Raw genomic sequence first — 21887 nt, 5'->3', positions numbered from 1 at the left:
CTCCCTCTTTGATTGATGCGAAAACTCTACAGAAATGGTAGAGTTCGTCAACAATGAAGGCGGACTTCGCAAAAGTGGTTCCCTCAGCCGGTTGAGAGGGCAAAACAGTTCCCTGCGAAGGGGTCTGCGTGACATGCTTCTGCCGAGAAATGGTCACGGCAGGAAACGCGCCCCGGCCCGAAGACGACAGGTTTCAACGTCGCCTGCCGCCCAAACACGCGGCTGACACACCCACCCGAACCAGGCAGATGGCGGGGCATCGGGTTTCCACTGTACGGCAATAGCCGCCATCGGCAAAGCTCCGTCACCACACGTCCGGCAGCACTCGCAGCCACGGCCCTGCTCCGCTGCCGCTCCGGCATGCTCGCGGCGGCGGCAGGATTTCTGTCATCAACGGCAGATAGAGAGATATTTGCTCTGGGCCGAAAGGAATGGAAATCCGTTTTTCTGTCCGGGTCCCGGCGCGCCTGCAATAATCCGACAAACTCGGACAGGATCCCAACAACATGACTGCAGTGACGGAACATGCCGCCGCCCAGACTCTCAGCGAACAACTGGGCGCTCTCGACCTCGCCGCGCGGCTGGCACTGGTCGCAAGCCTCGGCGGACGGTCCGTCTTCACCACCAGCCTCGGCATCGAGGACCAGGTGATCACGGCGGCAATCGGCCTGAACCGGCTGCCGATCGAGGTCGCGACGCTCGACACCGGCCGCCTCTTCAAGGAGACCGCCGTGCTGATCGGCGAGACGGAAGAGCGGTTCGGCATCGAGATCGTTTGCTTTCATCCGGAGCAGGACGAGGTCGACGAGTATGCCAGCCGGTACGGCCTGAACGGCTTCTATGGCAGCGTCGAGGCCCGGCATGCCTGCTGCGGTGTACGCAAGCTGAAGCCGCTGGCGCGCGCGCTCGAGGGGGCGTCCTTCTGGATCACCGGCCTGCGCCGGGGCCAGTCGGGCAACCGCGCCGAGACGCCGTTTGCCGAGTACGACGCCGAGCGCAACCTCATCAAGATCAATCCGCTGGCCGACTGGGACATCGCAACGCTTCAGGCCTATGTCGCCGACAACGCCGTGCCGGTGAACCCGCTGCATGCGCGCGGTTATCCCTCGATCGGCTGCGAACCGTGCACCCGGGCGATCAAGCCCGGCGAGCCGGAGCGGGCCGGCCGCTGGTGGTGGGAGAACGACGAGAAGCGCGAATGCGGCCTTCACGTTCCCGAAGCCGCCCTCCCCTCGCTGAATTCGAGTTCCCTCTGAGGCCATCCGGCCGACAAGATTTCTGGAGACGACAGGAAAATGTCCGATATCCGCAGCATGGCGGAGGCCAAGGGCGCACAGGCCGCCAAGCCGCCGCTCGATCCGCATCTCAAGGCGCTCGAGAACGAGGCCATCCACATCTTCCGCGAGGTTGCCGCCGAGTTCGAACGGCCGGTGATGCTCTATTCGATCGGCAAGGATTCATCGGTCCTGCTGCACCTCGCGCGCAAGGCGTTTTATCCCGGCCGCGTCCCCTTCCCGCTGCTGCACGTCAACACCGGCTGGAAGTTTGCCGAGATGATCGCCTTCCGCGACGAGATCGTGAAGCGCTACGACCTCGACCTGATCGAGCACGTCAATCCGCGCGGAGCGGAAGAAAACGTCACGCCGTTCACGCACGGCTCGGCCCGCTACACCGATATCATGAAGACCGAGGCGCTGCGCCAGGCGCTCGACGCCGGCCAGTACGACGCGGCCTTCGGCGGCGCGCGCCGCGACGAGGAGGCTAGCCGCGCCAAGGAACGCATCTACTCGTTCCGCACCCCCGACCACCGCTGGGACCCGCGCAACCAGCGCCCGGAGCTGTGGAACGTCTACAACGGCATGATCAACCGCGGCGAGAGCGTGCGCGCCTTCCCGCTGTCGAACTGGACCGAGGTCGACATCTGGCGCTACATCCAGGCCGAGGACATTCCGATCGTGCCGCTCTACTTCGCCAAGAAGCGCCAATACGTCGAGCGCGACGGCATGATGATCCTCGCCGAGGACCCGCGGCTGGAGCTGTTGCCGGGCGAGACCAAGCACGAAGGCGTCATCCGCTTCCGCACGCTCGGCTGCTTCCCGCTGACCGGCGCGATCCGTTCCACCGCAACGACGCTGGACGACATCATTGCCGAGCTGGAAACCGCAACCGTCTCCGAACGGCAGGGCCGCGCCATCGACCGCGACCAGTCCGGCTCGATGGAAAAGAAGAAGCGCGAAGGGTATTTCTGAGATGACCGCATCGGCAACCGCAACCATCGCCGCCTTTCCGGCCGTCGAAACCGAACGCGTCGCCCGCGACTCGCGCCCGCTGCGGCTGATCACCTGCGGCAGCGTCGACGACGGCAAGTCGACGCTGATCGGCCGCCTGCTCTGGGACACCAAGGCGGTCAAGGAAGACCAGGCCGCCACGCTCACGCGCGATTCCTCCGGCAGGCAAAACGACCTCGGGCTGCCCGATTTCGCGCTCTTGCTCGACGGCCTGCAGGCCGAGCGCGAACAGGGCATCACCATCGACGTCGCCTACCGCTATTTCTCGACCGACCGGCGCTCCTTCATCGTCGCCGACACGCCGGGCCACGAGCAGTATACCCGTAACATGGCGACCGGCGCCTCGACCGCCGACCTCGCCGTGCTTCTGGTCGACGCCCGCGTCGGCCTGCTGGAGCAGACCCGCCGGCACGCCACGATCGCGACGCTGATGGGCATCCGCCAGTTCGTGCTGGCGGTCAACAAGATCGACCTGACAGGCTACGACCGCGCCCGCTTCGAGGCGATCAGCCACGAGTTCCGGGAACTGGCACTGTCGCTCGGCGTCAAGCAGGTCACCGCGATCCCGGTCTCGGCGCTGAAGGGCGAGAACGTCGTTTATGACGGCCGCGCCTCGATGCCCTGGTACGACGGCCCGACGCTGGTCGAGACGCTGGAGAAGGCGACCGTCCGCTCCAACCAGACGGTCGGGTTCCGCCTGCCGGTGCAGCGTGTCTCACGGCCGGGCGAAAGCTTCCGCGGCTACCAGGGGACGGTCGCCGGCGGTGCAGTGAAGCCGGGCGACAGCGTCGTCGTGCTGCCGTCGGGCATGATCGCCAACGTCAAGCAGATCGTCACCTTCGACCTGGTGCGTAACGCCGCCGTCGCCGGCGACGCGATCACCCTCGTTCTCGACCGCCAGGTCGACGTCGCCCGCGGCGACATGATCGTCTCGCTTGATAGCCAGCCGATGACCGGCCGCAAGTTCGACGCCCAGCTGGTCGCGCTGCAGCCCGAAGGCATCGAGCCCGGAAAACGCTACTGGCTGAAGAGCGGCAGCCGTCGGCAGCGCGTCACCGTCGCGCCCGCGAGCCAGCTCGACCTGAAGAGCGGCAAGTGGAGCGCCGTCGAGGCGCTGCCGATGAACGCGATCGGCAAGGTGGCGCTGTCCTTCGACGAGCAGGCGATCTTCGATACCTACGAGCAGAACCGCACGACCGGCGCCTTCATCCTGATCGATCCGGACACGCACAACACGGTCGCGGGCGGCATGATCACCGGGCGGCACACCGAACTCGGCGGCATCCACAAAGGCGACGAGCGGGTGATCCTGTCGCTGCCGGCCGACCTCGCCGAGGCGCTGATGGCGACGGAGACCTTCGCCAGCCGCCGCCACGACGCCGAGCTGCGCCACACCAGCGCCGGCCGGGCGACCGAACTGCTGGCTGAGCTCGATACGTAGATCCCGCCCTTCCGGCAGGTAGAAAAGGGGCCGCCCGGGCGGCCCCTTTTGTGTCCTTGCCGTGATGGCCAGGCTATCTCTGCAACGACCTTTCCGAAGTCGTGGACGTCCTTCGCTCAGCTTCGCTCGTCGGCCGGACGTTCTGGTTCAGCCGGAAGATGTTGTCCGGATCGTACCTGGCCTTGAGCATGGCCAGCCTCTCGTAATTGCCGCCATAGGCCTGCGCTACGCGATCGGTCTCGTCTTCCGGCATGAAATTGACGTAGACACCGCCGGTGGCGTGTGGCGCGGCCGCAGCAAAGAGCGCCCGTGCCCATTCGATCGAGGCACGCTCGTCGGCGCGGTCGCGCCACCGCGTATGCACATTCATCGCAAACTTTGCATCGCGATGCGGGAACGCAGTCTCATCGGAAGCGACACGGCCGCTGGCGCCGCCGAGCTGGCCGATGAAGATTTCACATTCCGCAGTCGGCAGCGCGCCGACGTGTTCGACCAGGACGTCGAGCAGCCCGTCGCTCAGGGACGTAAAATTATGCGATTTCCAGTAGTTGAATGCGCCCGGTGTGAGCAGCGGATCGAATGCCGCCTGCCATGAGACAAAGGGTTGCAGGCCGATCACATCGGCAATCGGGTCACCGATCGCCCGAAGCGGGGCCAGCGCCTCGTCGGCTCTGCCCGGCTCGCCGACATAGCAGACCGCAAGGACCAGGATCGCCTTGCCGTGCACTTCCTCCGGCAAGAACGGCAGGGGCGGAGCTGGCCGCAACACCACCCATATCGTGAGATCGTCGGAAGCGGCGGCGGCCACCTCGCGATAGCGGGCAAGGATTTCGCGGGCGTTGGCGAATGGATGAACGATCAGCCCCGCAACCACGTCAGGACCGACCGGGTGCAGCTTGAACTCGAACGACGTGACGACGCCGAAATTGCCGCCGCCACCGCGGATCGCCCAGAACAGGTCCGGGTTTTCCGTGGCGCTCGCCTGAACGAGCCGGCCATCCGCCGTGACCACGTCGGCCGAGAGCAGATTGTCGATGGTGAAGCCGAATTTGCGGCTGAGCCATCCGAAGCCGCCGCCGAGCGTCAGGCCGGCCACGCCGGTGGTCGAGTTGATCCCAAGCGGCGTCGCGAGGCCGAACGCTTGCGCCTCCTTGTCGAAGTCGCCGAGCGTCGCACCGGGCTCCACCCGTGCGGTGCGCGTTTGCGGATCGACATGGACCGAACGCATCGGTGACAGGTCGATCAGCAGGCCGCCTTCGCAGACCGCGTTGCCAGCAATGTTGTGACCGCCTCCACGCACCGACAAGAGCAGACCGTTGTCACGGGCAAAGCTCACGGCCCGCATGACATCGCTTGCGCCATGGCAACGCACGACCGCGCCCGGCCTCCGGTCGATCATGGCGTTCCAGATCGTCCGCGCCTCGTCGTAACCGGCGTCATCCGGCAGGCACAGACGTCCGCGAAGCTGGGTCTGCAACGCATTCAGGGCGTCGTTGGAGAGCGCGATCGAACCGCCCTCCCGTTTCGTGAACTGGACATCGCTCATAACGTCACCTCCGTCGTGATCGGATGGGTGCGGCGGCTGCCCCGAGATCGGTTCAGACCGGTGCTGGCGACACGGAAACACTGCGGCACACCACGTTGAAACGGGTCGACGCGAACCGAATTTTCATAGAAGCAGCAGTGTCCGCCGCGGCTGCACGCGCTCGGGTTCTCCGGGCATGCCTGGTGCCGTCGCTTGCCATCGGACGTTTTTCACGGCCGAACTATGCGACCCAACTGCTGCGGTGTCCAGTATGGAAAATGTACTGGGCGCGTCCGCCGGTCTCGCCAACGCGAGGGGTCCGGAACGCGTGCGTCCGACACCCGTATACGTTCATGAAAAGGGGGCCCTGGTGGCCCCCTTTTGCGTGAACATCCGCCCACAATCCAGCGGGCGGATGTCCGGATTTTCCGTGTCCGACGACATCTGGCGCCGAGCGGAGCGTGGCTATCGCTCGCGGAACGCCTTGGCGAAATAGTCGGCCAGCGGCTTGGTCAGGTAGCCCAACGGCGAGCGCTCAGCGGTCTGGATGAAGGTCTCGACCGGCATGCCGGGGATGACCTGCTTGTCGTCGCCGAGCTTGGCCATTTCGCCCTCGTCCGGCTTGATCTCCGCCGGGTAGTAGGACATGCCGGTGCGCGGATCCTGCAGCACGTCGGCTGCGACCTTGGTCACGTGGCCGAAGATCTCCGGCGTCGTGCGGTGGTCAAAGGCACCGAAGCGGATATGGGCGACCTGGCCCACGTGCACCTGGTCGATCTGCGTCGGCGAGATCTGCGTCTTGACGATGAGGTCGTTCTCCTGCGGGATGATGAAGAGCAGTTGATCGGCCGGCTTGATGACCGAGTTGATCGCGTGCACCGTCATGCCGAGCACGACGCCGGAAACCGGTGCGGTGATGTCCATGCGGCTCAGCGTCTCGAGCTTGGACGTGCGCTTTTCCTGCAGCTCGGCGATCTTAGCCTCGATGTCGCGCAGCGACGACGTCGCCTCCTCGCGCATGTCGGAATCGACGTTGAGGATCGCCAGCTCGATCTCGGCCACCTTGCCGGCATTCTCGGCGATGCTGGACTTCGCCTGGCTGATCGTGCCGGCAATCTCCGCCTGCTCGCGCTGCAACTGGAGGACGCGGCTGGCGTTGGTCAGCGACTGCTTGAGCAGCTTGTTCTGCGCATCGAGTTCCTCCTCGATGAGTTCCAGCTGGGTCTGCAGCGCCTTGATCCGGCTTTCGAGACCCTCGTTCTGCTTGGCGATCTGCAGCTTCTTCTCCTTGAGCTGGCCGATCTGCTTGTCGCGGGTTTCGCTACGGGCCTGCATCAGCCGGGTCTGGCCGTCGATGATCTCCTGAACCTGCGGATCCGACTTGGCGCGTTCGATCAGCTCCGGGTCGAAGCGCATTTCCGTTGAATCGTCCTGTTCAGCCGACAGGCGCGCCGCCGTGCCCATCAGGCTGAAGAGCTGCCCTTCGATGACGGCCAGTTCCGAGCGGTCGAAGGTATCGTCGAGGCGCATCAGCACGTCGCCGGCGTCAACCTTGTCGCCGTCGCGCACCAGTATCTTGCCGACGACGCCGCCGGTGAGGTGCTGCACGACCTGCCGGTTGCTGGCGACTTCGATGATGCCGCCGGCGACAACCGCGCCGTTGATCCGGGTCAGGGCTCCCCAGGCCGCCATGCCGCCAAGCAGCAGGAAGACCGTGGAGTAGCCGACGAGCGCGTAGCGCCGACCGTTCCATTTCTTGTTCATGGTATCCAGTTCCTAAGTTGTCTGTCGCCTCGAGCCTACTTGCTGCCGGTGCCGGTGCCCGGGACGACCTGCGCGTGGTTGCGCAGGTGGGCCCGAAGCACATCGTCACGCGGACCGAAGGCGAGCCGCTGTCCGTTCTCGAGAATAAGAATGAGATCGCATTCCTCGATCGCCGCCGGCCGATGCGCCATGATCACCACGGACTTGCCCTCGGCTTTGAGGTTGCGGATCGCGAGGTTCAGCGCCATCGAGCCCTCGGCGTCGAGGTTGGAATTCGGCTCGTCGAGCACCACCAGGACCGGATCGCCGAACAGGGCGCGCGCCAGGCCGATGCGCTGCTTCTGGCCGCCGGAGAGCTTGGCGCCTGTTGCCGGCAGCCGCGTGTCGTAGCCGTCAGGCAGGCGCAGGATCATGTCGTGCGCGCCGGCCTTCTTGGCGGCGGCGACGACCTTCTCGGCATCCGGGTGGGACTGCATGCGGGCGATGTTCTCGGCGATCGTCCCCTCGAACAGCACGACGTCCTGCGGCAGGTAGCCGACATGGTCGGCCAGACCATCGAAGCCGTACTGGTCGAGCGAGGCGCCGTCCAGGCGGACGTGGCCGCCGGCCGGGTGCCAGATGCCGGTCAGGATGCGCGCCAGCGTCGATTTGCCCGAGGCGCTCTGGCCGATGACGCCGAGCGCCTGGCCGGGGTTGAGATTGAAGGACAGCATGCGCAGCGTCGCGACCTGCTCGCCCGGCGGGATCGCCGTGACCTGCTGAACCTCGAGGATGGCGCGCGGCTTGGGCAGCGCCGTGCGGCTCTCCTCTTCCGGAACCTTTCCGAGCAGCTCGGAAAGCTGCCGCCAGCCCTGCAACGCGCGCTGCACCAGCGACCACGAGCCGATCGCGCCATCGATCGGCGCCAGCGCGCGGCCGATGAGGATGGAACTGGCGATCATCGCGCCGGCGGACATCGAGTTCTGCAGCACGAGCCAGGCGCCGAGCGCCAGGATCGCCGACTGCAGGAAGACGCGGAAGGTCTTGGAGGTGATGGTATAGAAGCCATTACTGTCGCTGTAGCCGACGTTGGCGTCGAGTGCCCGGTCGCGCAGCACCTGCCAGCGGGCGGAGACCGATCGGCGCATGCCGAGCGCCCGCACGGTATCGCTTTCCTTCTGCAGCGACTGGGTCATCTCGTCGCTCATCCGGCTGGCCAGCACGGCCCGTTCCTGGTCGGCCTTGGTGCCGCGCTGGTTCAGCCAGGTGAACGAAACGAGGACCAGGCCGCCAGCCACGCCGAGCAAGCCCATCGCCGGATGGAACATGAAGATGATGAACAGGAAGAACGGCGTCCAGGGAATGTCGAAGAGCGTGAACAACGCAGGCGACGACAGTGCCCCCTGGATCGCATCGAGGTCGCGCATGCCGGTCAGCGTCGAGATGCCCCGCGCGTTCAGGCTGGTCCGGTCGAGCACTGCGTTGAAGACGCGCTTGTCGAACTTCGCCTGGAAATTCGCACCGATGCGGGCTGCCAGCCGGCCGCGGATATGGTCGAGCACGCCCATGATCGCAAACAGGCCGATCATCAGGCCGGTCAGCGCCACCAGCGTCGCCTCGGACCGGGAGGCGAGCACCCGGTCGTAGACCTGAAGCATGAAGAGCGGTCCGGTGAGGACCAGGAGATTCACGAAAAAGCTGAAAAGCCCGATCGCCAGGAACGCATTCGCGCTTTCCTTCAGTGCGGCGCGCAACTCGTCCGCGCCGGCTTTAACTGCAGAAATTGCCACTTTTTGCCCTCTTTCCGAATAACGGTATGAATGCACAAAAGCCTGCCTCGTCAGCTATCGCGGGAACCGCGGAACGGACGATGCAGGGTTCGTCACTGGGATGACGACGATATGAGGCGCGTCTTAGTCGCTAATCACCGGCACAACGTGGCGGCAATTGGACAATTTAGCGACATCTAATGCAAACTTCTACCATGGGGTTCATTCCGGCGCGGCTAAACCCGGTCGCGGACATCCGGCGCGGCAGAATCGGTGTCCGCAGGCGGCTGGTCCCGGTTCGGCTCAGACCGGCTGCGGCTGTTCCCGGCGCCAGCCGTTTCCAGCCGTCCAAGCAGGTTCAGCACGATCAGGCAGGCAAACGCTGCGAGCATCGCAATCCGCCAGTACCCCAGTCCGACCGAGAGGCCGACGCCGCCGGCGAGCCACATGCCCGCCCCCGTCGTCAGGTTCCGCACCCTGCCCTTCGAGAAGATGATCATGCCGGCCGCGAGGAAGGCGACCCCGGAGGTTACCGCTTCGACGACGCGGAGCGGATCGATCCGCACCTGGGCGTCGCCGAAATGGTGCATGTGCACGATCTCGACCGAGATGATCGCAAAGACCGCGGCCGCCAGGCTGACGAGGATATGGGTCCGCAGACCGGCGGGGCGATTGCGGTACTCGCGCTCGAAGCCGATCATCGCCCCCAGCATGATCGCCCCCAGCAGCCTTGCGGCAATCACCTCGAAGGCAAGCTCGGTCTGCTGGGTCATGTCGTTGACGATCTGCTGCATGGCGGAGGAAACGCACAATGACGAGGCCGGTTCCACCCCGCCAGGCGCCATCCCGCGCCTGCGGTTGTGGACTGTCGGCATGCTGTGATTTTTTTTGAGTTTTGCGCTTGTCGAAACGGAAGGCCTGTTCTATACGGACGCCGCTGGTCACGGAGTGTAGCGCAGCCTGGTAGCGCACCTCGTTCGGGACGAGGGGGTCGCAAGTTCGAATCTTGCCACTCCGACCAGCTAAAGCGCTTTTCCCGAAGGCCGTTCTCCTCCCAAAAGCCCACAGATCAACAGCACGCCGTCGGTCGCGGTTCCAACGAGGCCGGCTCGTTCTCCATGGCGATGCAAGCAGCGATCACGACCGTCACGACCGGCCAGCGTCCCTACTCGCCGAAATCCGGCACGTAGAGACATTGAGTGCGCCCCGTCGGGCCGAAATCGCCGAGCCCGGCGCAGCGGTGGAAGCGGCCGTCCGGCGAATGCTTCACCGGCCAGCTGTTGTACTTGATGATCTCGCCGGTCGTCGTCACCAGCCAGCCGTCCTTGGTCGGCTTGATCTCGTCGTCCGGAACCGGCTTGCAGTCGCGACCGGCGCAGCATTCGAGGTCGTAGAAGCTGTGTGCCGAAGCAGGTCCGGCCAGCGTGGCCGCTGCCACCAGAAGCAGCAGCATCGAGCATGCAATCCGCATCCGTCGTATCCTCCACCGACACGCTTCAATGAAGGAATACTAATATAATGGCGAAATCACAGCGCTCATGCCGTGCCGGCCTGTGAGACCGGCCGTGACGGCGCCCGTCAGGTGACCGCGCCGCGCACGGCGTAGCGCACGTCGCGCCAGACGCTGGTGCGCAGGATCTCCTCCAGCACGTTCACCGCCTCGAAGACGTCGCGGTAGCCGACATAGAGAGGCGTGAAGCCGAAGCGCATCGTCGCGGGGGCCCGGAAATCGCCGATCACGCCGCGCTCGATCAGCGCCTGCATCACCTGATAGCTGCCCTCATGGGCGAACGAGACTTGGCTGCCGCGCCGCGCACCCTCGCGCGGGCTTTCAAGCACGACGCCGTACTGCCCGCATCTCTCCTCGACGAGACGAATGAAGAGATCGGTCAAGGCAATGCTCTTTTCGCGCAGCGCCGCCATGTCGACCGTGTCCCACAGGTCGAGCGCCCCCTTCAGCGCCCGCAGCGACAGCACCGGCTGGGTGCCGCAAAGAAAGCGCACCATGCCCTCGCCCGCCGCAAAGCTCTGCTCGAAGGCGAAGGGACGGGCGTGACCCCACCAGCCGCTGAGCGGCTGGACGATGTTTTCGTGATGGCGGCGGGCGGCGTAGATGAACGCCGGCGAGCCGGGGCCGCCGTTCAGGTACTTGTAGGTGCAGCCGACGGCGAAATCGACATTCGCGCCGTCGAGATCGACCGGCAGCGCGCCGGCCGAGTGGCAGAGGTCCCAGACGACGAGCGCGCCGACCTCATGCGCCCGCTTGGTCAGCGCCGCCATGTCGCGCAATTCGCCGCTCTTGTAGTTGACGTGGTTGACGAGGACGACGGCGACGTCGTCATCGAACAGGTCAGCGATGTTCGGCGCGTCGATGCCCTCCAGCCGGATCCGCGTGCCGGGCAGGGTCGAGGCGACGCCCTCGGCGACATAGAGGTCGGTCGGGAAGCTGCCGCCCTCGGATACGATGACCTTGCGGCCAGGCCGCAGCGCCACCGCGGCGTGCAGCGCCTTGTAGATGTTGAGCGAGGTGGTGTCGCAGACGACCGTCTGCCCGGCCGAGGCCCCGACCAGCCGGCCGATGCGATCGCCGAGCGTAAGCGGCAGCTGGAACCAGCCGGCGGTGTTCCAGCTCTTGATCAGGTCCCTGCCCCACTCCTCCTTCGCTGCGGTCTCCAGCTCGGCGAAGGCGGCGGCCGAGGCGGCACCCAGGGAATTGCCGTCGAGATAGATCAGCCCGTCGGCAAGCGCGAATTGCTTGCGGTAGTCGCGCAAGGGGTCGGCGGCGTCCATGGCGTCGAAGGCGGCGGCATCAAGAGGTGCGGTCATGATCGAGCGATCCTTTCTCGTCTGGCCGCTGTGCCCGACCCATGGGCGGGCACGATGCGGCCCCTATTCGAGGCGCACGCCCGACCGATCATCGTCGGGAGCGCGCTTTTTTCTATTCGCGAATGGTCTCGCGGGCCGGCGCCGATCCGCGCGTGCGCTTCAGGCTGGGCAGGGCCAGCATGGCGAGCACGAAGAGGCCGGTGGCGAGCTTGAGATCCGGCGGCGGCATGCCGGCGGCAAGGCAGAGCGAGACGAGCTGGTAGTAGACCACCGCGCCGACGAAAGGGGCGGCGAGTTGGCGCAGCACCGTCTTCTTGCCGATGATCGCCTCGCCGATCATCAAGGCCGCCAGCCCGTTGATGAGGATGCCGATGCCCATGTTGACGTCGGCAAAGCCCTGCGACTGCACCATCAGCGCGCCGCCGGTCGCCGAAAACGCGCTGGCGAGGCCGACGCCGCCGATCGTCGCCGCCCAGACATTGATGCCCTGCGCCTCGGCCATGTCCGGATTGGCGCCGACGGCGCGCACCGCCGTGCCCTTCTCGGTCTTGAAGAAGCGGTCGAGCAGCAGGAAGACGACGAAGCCGAACAGGCCGGCGACGACGATCTTTGCCGCCGGAAAGCCAGCCTGCGCGAACGGCACGTTGTCGAACAGCGTCGGCGAGCCGAATACCGAGAGGTTGGACTTGCCCATGATGCGCAGGTTGATGCTGTAGAGCATCGTCATCATCAGAATGCCGGCCAAGAGCGTGTGGATGCGGAAGCGCAGGTGGATGAAGGCGGTGCAGCAGCCCGCCAGGAAGCCGACGCCCATCGCCGCCAGCACCGCCGGAAACGGCGCCACGCCCGCCGCCAGCATCACGCCGCAGACGCAGCCGCCGAGCGGGAACGCGCCTTCGCTGGTCAGGTCCGGGAAGTTCAGCATGCGGAACGGGATCATGATGCCGAGCACCACGAAGGCGAGGATGAGGCTCTGGGCGAGCGTCACCGGAATGAGCCCGATGAAGCTTACAATCGTGGTCTGAAGGAAATCCATGGTGGTCAGCTCGCCAGAATCATGCGGTCGGTCTTAACGGTAAAGTGGCTGACCAGGTCGGCGACCGTGGCCTTCTTCTTCGCCTCGCCGGTGATCTCGAGGCGCACCGTGCCGGCGTCGAGCATGATGACGCTGTCGCCGAAGTCGACGGCGTGCTGCATGTTGTGGGTCACCATCAGCGTCGTCAGCTGCAGTGCATCGACGGCGCGCACGGTCGCCTGCATGACGATGTCGGCGGTGCGCGGATCGAGGGCGGCGGTGTGCTCGTCGAGCAGCAGCACGTCCGGCTCGCCGCCGACGGCCATGATCAGCGACAGCGACTGGCGCTGGCCGCCGGAGAGCAGGTCGACGCGGGTGTCGAGGCGGTTCTCGAGGCCGAGGCCGAGCACCGACAGGCGCTCCTTGTAAGCCGCGAGTCGGGCGGCGTTCAGCCCCTTGCGGAGCCTGCGACTGGAGGAGCGGAGATCGGCCAGCAGCATGTTCTCGGCCACCGTCATGCTGGCGGCGGTGCCCTTCATCGGGTCCTGGAAGACCCGGGCTACGCGCGCGGCGCGCTTGTGGACCGGCATCTCGGTGACGTCGTCGCCGTTGATGAGGATCTTGCCGGAATCGAGCACCAGCGCACCCGACACGGCGTTCAGCATGCTGCTCTTGCCGGCCCCGTTGGAGCCGATGACGACGCCGAACTCGCCGGCGGAAAGCTTGAGGTCGAGGCTGTCGAGCGCGACCTTTTCGTCCGGCTGCCCCCTGTAGAAGGTCTTTTTCGCCGCGCGGATTTCCAGCATCCGTTCCCCCCTGTGTGACGACGGCGCCCGAGGGGCGCCGCCGATCGTGTTCGCAATCCGCGGGTCAGTTCGTGAAGCACTCGCACCCGTCGAGCTCGGCCGGGACCTCGGCGCCGAAGGCCTTCAGTACGTCCTTGTTGACCAGCGGGGCGTGGTCGGCATAGGCCGGGCGCCAGGCGGGAATCGTCTTCGGGTCCTTGCCCTTCAGGATCTCGGCGGCGATCTTGCCGGCGGCAAGCCCGACCTGGTCGTAATTGACGGCGAAGCTCGCCGGTACGACGCCGGTGCGCACGGCGCCGTCGTCGGAGTTGACGATCGGGATGCCGGCCTGGCGGGCGGCCGCGGCAACGGCGGCGATCGCCGGCTGCAGCAGGTTCGACGCCGGGGTGTAGATCACGTCCGCCTTGCCGGCGAGCGAGGCGATGCGCTGCTGGATGTCGTTGACGTTGTCGACGCCGACCTCGACGACTTCGAGACCGACCGCCGGGCCGGCTTCCTTCATCTTCTCCAGAATGGCGACGTCATTGGCTTCACCCGGATTGTAGGGAACGCCGATGCGCTTGGCGGTCGGCACCAGCTTCTTGGCGAACTCCATCACCGCGGCGACGTCCTGCAGGTCGGTGGCACCGGTCATGCCCTCGTCGCCTGCCTCCCAGGACGGCACCAGCTTGGCGGCGACCGGGTCGGTGACGGCGGCGAAGACGACCGGAATGCCGGAGCCGGCAAGCGCCTTTTTGGCGATCTGCGAGACCGGCGTGGTGATCGTGTAGATCAGCTTCGGCTGCTCGGCCTGCAGCTTCTGGATCATCTGCGGGACGAGCGACGCATCGAAATTGGTGTGGCTCTCGGTGTAGACGACGTCGGTTCCCTCGACCAGGCCGTTGTCGGCCATCGCCTTCTTGAAGCTGGCGATCGATGCGTTCAGCTGCGGATGCTCGCCGAAATTGGCGATGCCGACGCGGACCGGATCTGCCGCGGCGGTTCCCGCGACCAGCAAAGCGCCGGCGACGACCATCCCCGACAGCCAGGCGAATTTCGACTTCGACATATCTTCCTCCCAAAAGATAAATGCCGCGGCGATCCCGCGGTCTGCGACGATCATAGCGGTGGACCCGACCGAGTCAAATGCGGATATATAATCTTCATCACGCCTGCTGATGATATATATTCCGCCGCAGGCGATTAAATATATATAATGCGACCTAGTCGGCGAATGCGGAGAGACCATGCGGAACGAGGCCAGCGGCACAAAGACGGAGGAAGCCTACCGGCTGTTGCGGCGCGACATCCTCTCCACCCGGCTGCCGCCGGGCGCTTCGCTCCGGCTCGGCGCGTTGAGGGAAACCTACGGTCTCGGCTGGACGCCGTTGCGGGAGGCGCTGTCGCGGCTCGAGGCGGAGCGGCTGGTGACGGCCGTCAGCAATCGCGGCTTCGCGGTGGCACCGGTCTCCCGGCGCGAACTGGAGGATCTGGTTCGCGCCCGCCGGGTCGTCGAGGTGCCGCTGCTGCTGGAATCGATTGAGCGCGGTGGCAGCGACTGGGAAGAGGCGGTGGTGACCGCCCACTACCGCCTTTCCCGCTGCAAGACCGCTGCGGACGACCCGTCCGAAGCGGCGGTCGACGAATGGGACGAGAAGCACGAGGCCTTCCACGCGGCACTCGTTTCGGCTGCGACCTCGAACTGGCTGCTGCGCTTTCGCGGCACGATCTCCGACCAGTTGCGCCGGCATCACCGCTTCCTCGGGCTCATGCCGACGCTGCGCGCCGCCGCCGGCCGGACGGACGGCCACGAGGCGGCCATGGCGGCGCTGCGCGAGGCGATGGGGCTTTCCCACCACACCGCCCTGATGGAGGCGGCCCTCGACCGGAACGTGGAGCGCGCCCGCACCCTGATGGAAGAGCACATCGGCTACACGATGGACGTCTATGCCCATTCCGAAGAGGCGGCAGACGAAGCGATCGAACACCTGGCCTGAGCGCAGGACCGATGCAGACAATGGATTCGATTCAACGGCCTAGCCGGGAAGCCTGAAGCTTTGAGTCCGGTACTTCACGCCGCACTCAAAGCACGGTGCGCACCTTCCACAGCTCCGGAAACAGCACGACCTCCAGCATCTTCTTCAAATAGGAGGCGCCGCCCGTGCCGCCGGTGCCGCGCTTCATGCCGATGACTCGCTCTACCGTGGTGACGTGGTTGAAGCGCCAGCGGCGGAAATAGTCCTCGAAATCGACGAGCTTCTCGGCCAGGTCGTAGAGCATCCAGTGGCGCTGCGGATCGCGATAGACCGCCTGCCAGGCGGCCAGCACCGCCTCGTTCTCGGCGCGCGTCCCGCGCCAGTCGGTGCGCGCTGCGTCCGCGCCGATGTCGAAGCCGCTGCGGCCGAGCAGCAGGATGGCCTCGTCGTAGAGCGACGGCTCGGCCAGGATCCCCTCGAGCTTCTCCATCAGGTCGGGGCGGTGCTGGTGCGGGCCGAGCATGGCGAGGTTGCGGTTGCCGGCCAGGAACTCGATGGCCCGGTACTGCCAGGACTGGAAGCCCGAGGACTGGCCGAGCGCGTCGCGGAACTGGGTGTATTCGCTCGGCGTCATCGTCCGCAGCACGTCCCAGGCGCTGTTCAACTGCTCGAAGATGCGGGCGACGCGCGCAAGCATCTTGAAGGAAAGGTCCAGCCGGTCGGCGCGGATCGCACCGATCGCCGCGCGCATCTCATGCAGCGCCAGCTTCATCCACAGCTCCGAGGTCTGGTGCTGGATGATGAACAGCATCTCGTCATGGGCGGAGGACAGCGGCGATTGCGCGTTCAGCACCTTTTCGAGCTCGAGATAGTCGCTGTAGGACATGCGGCCCTTGAACGACATCTGCGCGCCTTCGCCGGCGGGATCGTATGGCTCGGTCATAGTTGCTCCTCCTGACGGCGCGTGCGGAAGCTCCCCCCACCCTGCCCCACTCCCTGCGAGCAGGAGGTGGAGGACGTTTGCCGCCTCCATCCTTCTCCCGTGGGGAAGGTATCGGCAGGATGGGGCAGGTCAGAACGCGCCCTGCTCGTCTCCGCATTGATCACAAATTTGTGCCGACCTGAACCCTGCCCGGGAAAATTTCGGTCGTCCAGCTACCCTGATCCCGATCGCCGCCGTATAGAAAGGTGAGGGAGTTGGGGGGAAATCATGTTTGGATACCGGATCGAGGACTGGAGCGACGCCTATACCAACGGCGCGCACATCGCCGGCGGCGATCGCTGGCCGGCGGCCTGGCTGGAGCCGGCGCAGGCGTTCCGGCTTGCGCTGTCGGCAACGGGGCGAGCGCGGCTCGATCTTGCCTATGGCGAGGGCGGGCGGCACCGCTTCGACCTGTTCTTGCCCGAGGGCAGGCCGAAGGGGCTCGTCGTCTTCGTCCATGGCGGCTACTGGATGGCCTTCGACAAGAGCACCTGGTCGCAGTTCGCGGCCGGCCCGGTCAGCCGCGGTTATGCGGTTGCGGTCCCGAGCTACACGCTCTGCCCCGAGAACCGGATCGCCGGCATCACCGCCGAGATCGGCGCGGCGATCACCACGGCTGCGGCCGAGATCGACGGCCCGATCCTGCTGACCGGCCATTCGGCCGGCGGCCACCTCGTCAGCCGCATGGCCTGTGAGACCTCGCCGCTGTCCCCGGCCGTCTGCGCCCGCATTCGCCACGTCGTCTCGATCTCCGGCGTGCATGACCTGCGGCCGCTGATGCGCACGGCCATGAACGCGACGCTGTCGATCGACGAGGCGGAAGCGCAGGCGGAAAGCCCGGCCCTCTTGCGGCCGATGCCGGACGCGCGCATCACCTGCTGGGTCGGCGGAGCGGAGCGCGCCGAGTTCCGCCGCCAGAATGCGCTGCTCGCCAATATCTGGACCGGCCTCGGCGCCACGACGGCAGCCGTGGAGGAGCCGGACCGGCACCATTTCGACATCATCGACGGGCTGACCGATCCGGCCCATCCGCTGACGCGGACGCTGCTCGGCGAGTGACGGCCCGGAAAGCCAACCTTCCGTTCGGCCGGCGGGCGGCGACGGTAGGCAGCCGAGGTTCGAGCCGAGCGCCGCGCTCAGGACGGCACGGAGGATTGCGCCTGGTCTTTCAGCGTCGCCTTTAACCGCGCCGCCGCGATCGCATAGCCGCCGGCGGCGCCGTCGACGAAATGCACATGGTCGCGGCTGAGCGGCGTCGGCACCACGCAGGTCATCAGCGCCGAATCCTGCCTATACAGCCCGTAGCGGCAGATACCCGCCACCCTCGCCTCCTCCAGCCGCGCCTCGATCTCGGCCAGTCGGTCGGGGCCGATATCGAGCGTCATCTTCAGCCCGTCGTCGAACTTGCGGAAATCGGAGTTGGCGACGATGTCGCGGCGATAGCGTTCCGGGTCGAAGCGGCCGAGCGTGAGCCGGAACCGCGAAAGCACCTGCATCAGAACGTACTGCAGGGTGATATAGACCTTGCGACCGAGCCGCCGTCCCTTTGGCACCGCTGCCTTGGCCTCGGCGTCCAGCGAGACCCGGTTGAGTCCCAATTGCATCGTCTTGACGTCAAGCGGATGGCCGGCCTGCTCCTCGCGGCCGGCAATGGCGACGATCTCAGCGATCAGTGCACGGAAGGCCGTTTCGCTGGCGCCCGGCGCCGGCACGGCGATGATGGAAACGATCTCGCCATGGCGGGCCGGAACCGGGTCCCACCGGCAGGACAGGCCTGCCAGATATGGCCGCGTGCCCGGTGGCGCGATCCGGTTGCTCTCCAGGCCCGCTTTCATGCGCTGCTCGGCCCAGGCGGCGCCGCCGCCGGCAAACATCGCATAGGCGACGAACTCGCTTGCCTGGTAGCGTGCGACAAGAACGTCCTGCCCAGCGGCACGGATGGCGGATACGGGAACGACGGCGCCGCGCATGTCGAGCCCAAGCTCCTCCATCGACCAGCGCTGCACGGCCGAAAGGGCGACGCGCGCCGGGCCGACCTGCGAGGGCGGAACGGCGACGAGGGCGCCGTCACCGCCGAAGACGAAGGGAAGGTCGTGCCGGCCGATGGCGTTCAGCACGGCGGAAATGACGCTGGCGCCTGCCATGTTGACGGCCTTGTAGCGACCGGCCTCGATGGCGCCGGTGGAATCGACGATGTCGGCGAGCACCAACGCCCAGCCGTCGGGCAGCGGGTGGTAGTTGTCGGCTTCGGCGACGCCCTCGAAATGGCTGAAACCCGCCAGGCGGCCGAAGAAGTCGTCGTCAGCGCTAGCGTCCATCGTGGCAGCCTACCACAACCGGGCGCAGGTGTCGGCTTCGAACGCAGTACGAAACGGTGCGCGAAAAGGCCTTCGCAGCCGAAGCCTACTGGCAGACGTCGACCCAGACGCCGCCGACGAGTTCCACCATCCGCTCCGTCGGGATGCGCACGGCGGCGTTGGTGGCGCCGGCTGCCGGAACAATCTCGTCAAAGGGTTTCAGCGAGACGTCGCAATAGACGGGGATCTCGGAAGGCAGGCCGAAGGGGCAGACGCCGCCGACCGGATGGCTGGTCACCGCCACCACCTGCTCGGCGTCCAGCATGCGCGCCTTGCCGCCGAACCGGTCCTTGAACTTGCGATTGTCGAGGCGGGCGGTGCCGCTCGCGACCACCAGCATGGGTTCGTCGCCGACGCGCAGGCAGATCGTCTTGGCGATCTGCTCGGGCGCCACGCCATGGGCGGCAGCGGCCAGCGCGACCGTGGCCGAGCTTTCCTCGGTCTCGAGAATGGCGATATCTGGCGCGTGGGCCTCGAAGAACTTGCGGACGGATTCGATGCTCATGGTGGGCCATGCTTAGCGGCGATTGTGCTGGCGGGCAAGCTCGAGGCCGCGCCGGCCGGCGGCAATCCGGCCGGGTGCGCCATGAAAGTGTTGCAATTCGGCCAAAGTCCGCGACGCGCTTGCCTGGACGACCACCCCTTCCGCGCGATCCCACTTTTCTTTTCCCGCACCTGCGATAGAGCAAAAATCGCGCTCTCGAGAGCCCGACAACGTCCAAGGATCTGGTACCTATGTTCCTCCGCTTCGCCCTTCTGGCGAGCCTCGCGCTCGCCGTCACCGGATGCATCACAGCCACGCCGACCGCGCCGGCCACCGCGCTGGAGCAGCGCTGGATCGGCCAATCCGCCGGCCGCTTCTTCGCAGCCTACGGCCCGCCGCTGCGCGACATGGAGGCGGCGGACGGAACGACCCTCTATTCCTGGCGCGGCGGCTACATCAACCGCAAGGTCTGCCAGGTCGAGATCGGCGTGAACAGCAACTACGAGATCCGCAAGATCCGCACCGTCGTCGACCGCAAGGATCCGAAGGGCGGCCCCTCGCACTGCGAGAAATTCCTCGACGCGGCGAAGTAGGCCCGTCCGGGCGGGTGGGCGCACGCATTCGCGGGCTGCGAAGGGGATAGCCTGAGCAGCAATCGCGCCCTCTCCTTCCATCCAAGCCTGTCGAGTACCCGTCACCGACGCCAGCAGGAGGATTTGCCGCATGCCAGCCTTCGACCGCCTCTTCGACGATGCCGAGCTTGCCGACTTCTACGACCTCGAGAACGGCTGGGGCGTGGACCTCGACTTTTGCGCCGGCCTTGCGGCGGAAGCAACCTCGGTGCTCGACCTCGGCTGCGGGACGGGTGAACTGGCGATCGCGCTTGGCGAGGGGCGCCGCGTTGTCGGCGTCGATCCGGCCACGGCCATGCTCGACATCGCCCGCGCCAAGCGGGGCGCCGACCGGGTGCGCTTCGTCGAGGCGGACGCGCGCACGCTGCGGCTCGGCGAGCGCTTCGATCTCGTCGTGATGACCGGCCACGCCTTCCAGGTCTTCCTGACCGAACCGGACCAGAGCGCCGTGCTCGGGACGATTGCCGCCCATCTGGCGCCGGGTGGACGCTTCGTCTTCGACACGCGCAACCCGCAGGCCCGCGAGTGGCTGGAATGGGTACCGGAGCTGTCGGAACGTCAGCTCGACCATCCCCGCCACGGGCACGTGAAGGCGTGGAACGATATGGAGCACGACGCGGATACCGGGGTCGTCACTTACACCACGCACTATCTGATCGAGGCGACGCGACAGGAGCTTTCCGCCACGTCGAAGATCCTGTTCACGCCGCAGGAGAGGATTGCCTCGCTGATCGCGAGCGCCGGCCTTTGCGCCGAGCGTTGGGCGGGGGACTGGCAGGGCGGGCCTTGGCACGAGCTGTCTGCGGAGATCATCCCGATCGGGCGGCGCCCGGCACCCTGACATCGCAGGCCATGACGCCGGTTCGCGACATGACAAAGCGGCAGCCGCTTAACCATTCATTAAAACTTTAGCCTTCCCTTAGATTCGTCGGTAAGCGTCTTCCTTAAGTGCGCGGCAACACACTGCGGGCGAACATGTCGGCATGGTGGAGGGAGTATGATGCGCCCGAAATTCGCCGAGCAGAGGCAGGAGCCGCGCCGGGGCCTGCCGCTTGTGTCAGCCATTTCCGGCCTGGTCTGTGTCGGGGTGGTCTTCGTCCTTGCCGACAGCCTCAGCGGCACCGGCCTCGTCGCCGCTTTCCGCGCCGCGCTTTCAAATTGCCAGATCAAAGGCAATATCGACCTAGCCGACGGCGCCCGAACCTATTACCTGCCGGGCCAGAAGCGCTATCCGGCCATCCGCATCCAGCCGGCCGGCGGCGAACGATGGTTCTGCAGCGAAGAGCAGGCGCGCGCCGCCGGCTGGCAGCCGGCACGCGACTGAACCGCGATGGCGGTCGACCGGCTGCCTCCGCAGCTTTCCAGCCTCTGCCGCATGCAATAAAAACGTGTGCAGCGGCGCCGGTTCACCCCGGTTCATCTCCCATTCAGAAACGGGCTGATCTAACGCGTTTGGCTCCAGAAATTGGGGGCGAATGAGGGATTATGAACATCATGAAATTCAGATTTGCGATCGTCACTGCCGCCGTGCTTTTTGCCGGCTCCGCCCATGCGGAAGATCTCGTCTTCACGCTGAAGAACGGCACGAATTCCGTCCTCAACAATTTCTACGCTTCGCCGGTCGGCGTCGGAAACTGGGAGGACGACATTTTCGGCCGCCAGGCGCTCGGCCCGGGTGAATCGATGGAAATCACCATCGCCGACGGCCGCACCGTCTGCGAATACGACATGCGCTTCGAATTCCAGGGCGACGACCTCGACACCACCACCGATACGCAGAACCTCTGCGAACTCGGCGAGTACACGATCGAGGAATAATGCGCCCCGGCGCCTGATTGAAGACGTTTCCCGGCAAACGCCGGGGAACGTCGGTTTCGGCATGGATCGCGGAATGCTGCGGCGTGGAAACGCTCTCAAGCGTTACGCCCCGGCAGATGTTTTCCAGCCGAGGCGGCGATGCACGGCCGGAATCGCTAGCCTTCCCACGTTGCAAGATTGCCGAAAATGGCCGCCTGACCGCTTGTCCGGACCATGCTATGCAAACGGGCGCGACGCACAACCAAC

At 66.0% G+C, this 21887-nt stretch carries 21 protein-coding genes and 1 tRNA gene; 10 read left to right on the top strand and 12 right to left on the bottom strand.

Annotation, left to right across the window (positions count from 1 at the left end):
- The first annotated feature begins 506 nt into the window (after positions 1-506).
- The 3 genes from C7449_RS01085 to cysN are packed head-to-tail and all read left to right on the top strand — an operon-like array spanning position 507 to position 3729.
- Positions 507-1256, top strand: a complete 750-nt coding sequence (locus tag C7449_RS01085; protein ID WP_108000935.1) for a phosphoadenylyl-sulfate reductase — start codon at positions 507-509, stop codon at positions 1254-1256.
- Positions 1257-1295: 39 nt separating this feature from the next.
- A complete protein-coding gene (gene cysD / locus C7449_RS01080; protein ID WP_108000934.1) occupies positions 1296-2249 on the top strand; it encodes a sulfate adenylyltransferase subunit CysD in 954 nt (317 codons plus the stop codon).
- A gap of 1 nt (position 2250) precedes the next feature.
- Positions 2251-3729, top strand: a complete 1479-nt coding sequence (cysN, locus tag C7449_RS01075) for a sulfate adenylyltransferase subunit CysN (RefSeq protein WP_108000933.1) — start codon at positions 2251-2253, stop codon at positions 3727-3729.
- A gap of 73 nt (positions 3730-3802) precedes the next feature.
- Here the strand turns inward: cysN and C7449_RS01070 are convergent, their stop codons facing one another.
- From C7449_RS01070 to C7449_RS01055, 4 genes are all read right to left on the bottom strand, one after another.
- A complete protein-coding gene (locus tag C7449_RS01070; RefSeq protein WP_108000932.1) occupies positions 3803-5275 on the bottom strand; it encodes an FAD-binding oxidoreductase in 1473 nt (490 codons plus the stop codon).
- A 444-nt stretch (positions 5276-5719) separates the two neighbouring features.
- Positions 5720-7018 (bottom strand): HlyD family type I secretion periplasmic adaptor subunit, encoded by a 1299-nt coding sequence (locus C7449_RS01065; protein WP_108000931.1) that lies wholly within the window; start codon positions 7016-7018, stop codon positions 5720-5722.
- A 35-nt stretch (positions 7019-7053) separates the two neighbouring features.
- On the bottom strand, positions 7054-8787 hold the full coding sequence (locus C7449_RS01060) for a type I secretion system permease/ATPase (RefSeq protein WP_108000930.1): 1734 nt from the start codon (positions 8785-8787) through the stop codon (positions 7054-7056).
- 215 nt (positions 8788-9002) lie between these two features.
- Positions 9003-9560: an MgtC/SapB family protein gene (locus C7449_RS01055; protein ID WP_108000929.1), complete on the bottom strand. Its 558-nt coding sequence runs from the start codon at positions 9558-9560 to the stop codon at positions 9003-9005.
- A gap of 150 nt (positions 9561-9710) precedes the next feature.
- Here C7449_RS01055 and C7449_RS01050 point away from each other — a divergent pair.
- A tRNA-Pro gene (locus tag C7449_RS01050) sits at positions 9711-9787 on the top strand.
- Positions 9788-9931: 144 nt separating this feature from the next.
- Here the strand turns inward: C7449_RS01050 and C7449_RS01045 are convergent.
- From C7449_RS01045 to C7449_RS01025, 5 genes are all read right to left on the bottom strand, one after another.
- A complete protein-coding gene (locus C7449_RS01045; RefSeq protein ID WP_108000928.1) occupies positions 9932-10237 on the bottom strand; it encodes a hypothetical protein in 306 nt (101 codons plus the stop codon).
- Positions 10238-10344: 107 nt separating this feature from the next.
- Entirely contained in the window at positions 10345-11592 is a 1248-nt protein-coding gene (gene kynU, locus C7449_RS01040) for a kynureninase (protein ID WP_108000927.1), read from the bottom strand.
- Positions 11593-11704: 112 nt separating this feature from the next.
- Positions 11705-12628 carry an ABC transporter permease gene (locus C7449_RS01035; RefSeq protein ID WP_108000926.1) on the bottom strand — a complete coding sequence of 308 codons (924 nt, stop codon included), beginning with the start codon at positions 12626-12628 and terminating at the stop codon, positions 11705-11707.
- A 5-nt stretch (positions 12629-12633) separates the two neighbouring features.
- On the bottom strand, positions 12634-13413 hold the full coding sequence (locus C7449_RS01030; RefSeq protein ID WP_108000925.1) for an ABC transporter ATP-binding protein: 780 nt from the start codon (positions 13411-13413) through the stop codon (positions 12634-12636).
- A gap of 64 nt (positions 13414-13477) precedes the next feature.
- The gene (locus C7449_RS01025) at positions 13478-14461 is read right to left on the bottom strand and encodes an ABC transporter substrate-binding protein (protein ID WP_108000924.1); all 984 of its coding nucleotides are present in this window, start codon (positions 14459-14461) and stop codon (positions 13478-13480) included.
- 178 nt (positions 14462-14639) lie between these two features.
- Here C7449_RS01025 and C7449_RS01020 point away from each other — a divergent pair, with 178 nt between their 5' ends.
- Positions 14640-15389 carry a GntR family transcriptional regulator gene (locus C7449_RS01020; protein WP_108000923.1) on the top strand — a complete coding sequence of 250 codons (750 nt, stop codon included), beginning with the start codon at positions 14640-14642 and terminating at the stop codon, positions 15387-15389.
- An 85-nt stretch (positions 15390-15474) separates the two neighbouring features.
- Here the strand turns inward: C7449_RS01020 and kynA are convergent, their stop codons facing one another.
- Positions 15475-16311 (bottom strand): tryptophan 2,3-dioxygenase, encoded by an 837-nt coding sequence (kynA, locus tag C7449_RS01015; RefSeq protein ID WP_108000922.1) that lies wholly within the window; start codon positions 16309-16311, stop codon positions 15475-15477.
- A 267-nt stretch (positions 16312-16578) separates the two neighbouring features.
- Here kynA and C7449_RS01010 point away from each other — a divergent pair, with 267 nt between their 5' ends.
- Entirely contained in the window at positions 16579-17409 is an 831-nt protein-coding gene (locus C7449_RS01010) for an alpha/beta hydrolase (protein ID WP_108000921.1), read from the top strand.
- A 77-nt stretch (positions 17410-17486) separates the two neighbouring features.
- Here the strand turns inward: C7449_RS01010 and C7449_RS01005 are convergent, their stop codons facing one another.
- A complete protein-coding gene (locus tag C7449_RS01005; RefSeq protein ID WP_108000920.1) occupies positions 17487-18668 on the bottom strand; it encodes a DUF3095 domain-containing protein in 1182 nt (393 codons plus the stop codon).
- A gap of 85 nt (positions 18669-18753) precedes the next feature.
- Positions 18754-19212: a YbaK/EbsC family protein gene (locus tag C7449_RS01000; protein ID WP_108000919.1), complete on the bottom strand. Its 459-nt coding sequence runs from the start codon at positions 19210-19212 to the stop codon at positions 18754-18756.
- Positions 19213-19442: 230 nt separating this feature from the next.
- Between C7449_RS01000 and C7449_RS00995 the strand changes: the two genes are divergently transcribed.
- The 4 genes from C7449_RS00995 to C7449_RS00980 all read left to right on the top strand — a co-directional run bounded on the left by C7449_RS00995 (position 19443) and on the right by C7449_RS00980 (position 21641).
- Complete coding sequence (locus tag C7449_RS00995) at positions 19443-19784, top strand: hypothetical protein (protein ID WP_108000918.1); 342 nt, start codon at positions 19443-19445, stop codon at positions 19782-19784.
- A gap of 130 nt (positions 19785-19914) precedes the next feature.
- On the top strand, positions 19915-20664 hold the full coding sequence (locus tag C7449_RS00990) for a class I SAM-dependent methyltransferase (RefSeq protein WP_108000917.1): 750 nt from the start codon (positions 19915-19917) through the stop codon (positions 20662-20664).
- 159 nt (positions 20665-20823) lie between these two features.
- The gene (locus C7449_RS00985) at positions 20824-21147 is read left to right on the top strand and encodes a sunset domain-containing protein (protein ID WP_210204684.1); all 324 of its coding nucleotides are present in this window, start codon (positions 20824-20826) and stop codon (positions 21145-21147) included.
- A gap of 170 nt (positions 21148-21317) precedes the next feature.
- Positions 21318-21641, top strand: a complete 324-nt coding sequence (locus C7449_RS00980) for a hypothetical protein (protein ID WP_170115754.1) — start codon at positions 21318-21320, stop codon at positions 21639-21641.
- Positions 21642-21887 lie beyond the last annotated feature (246 nt).

This window comes from Mycoplana dimorpha (assembly GCF_003046475.1).
Lineage (GTDB): Bacteria > Pseudomonadota > Alphaproteobacteria > Rhizobiales > Rhizobiaceae > Mycoplana > Mycoplana dimorpha.
This window is presented reverse-complemented; position numbering and strand designations above follow the sequence as displayed.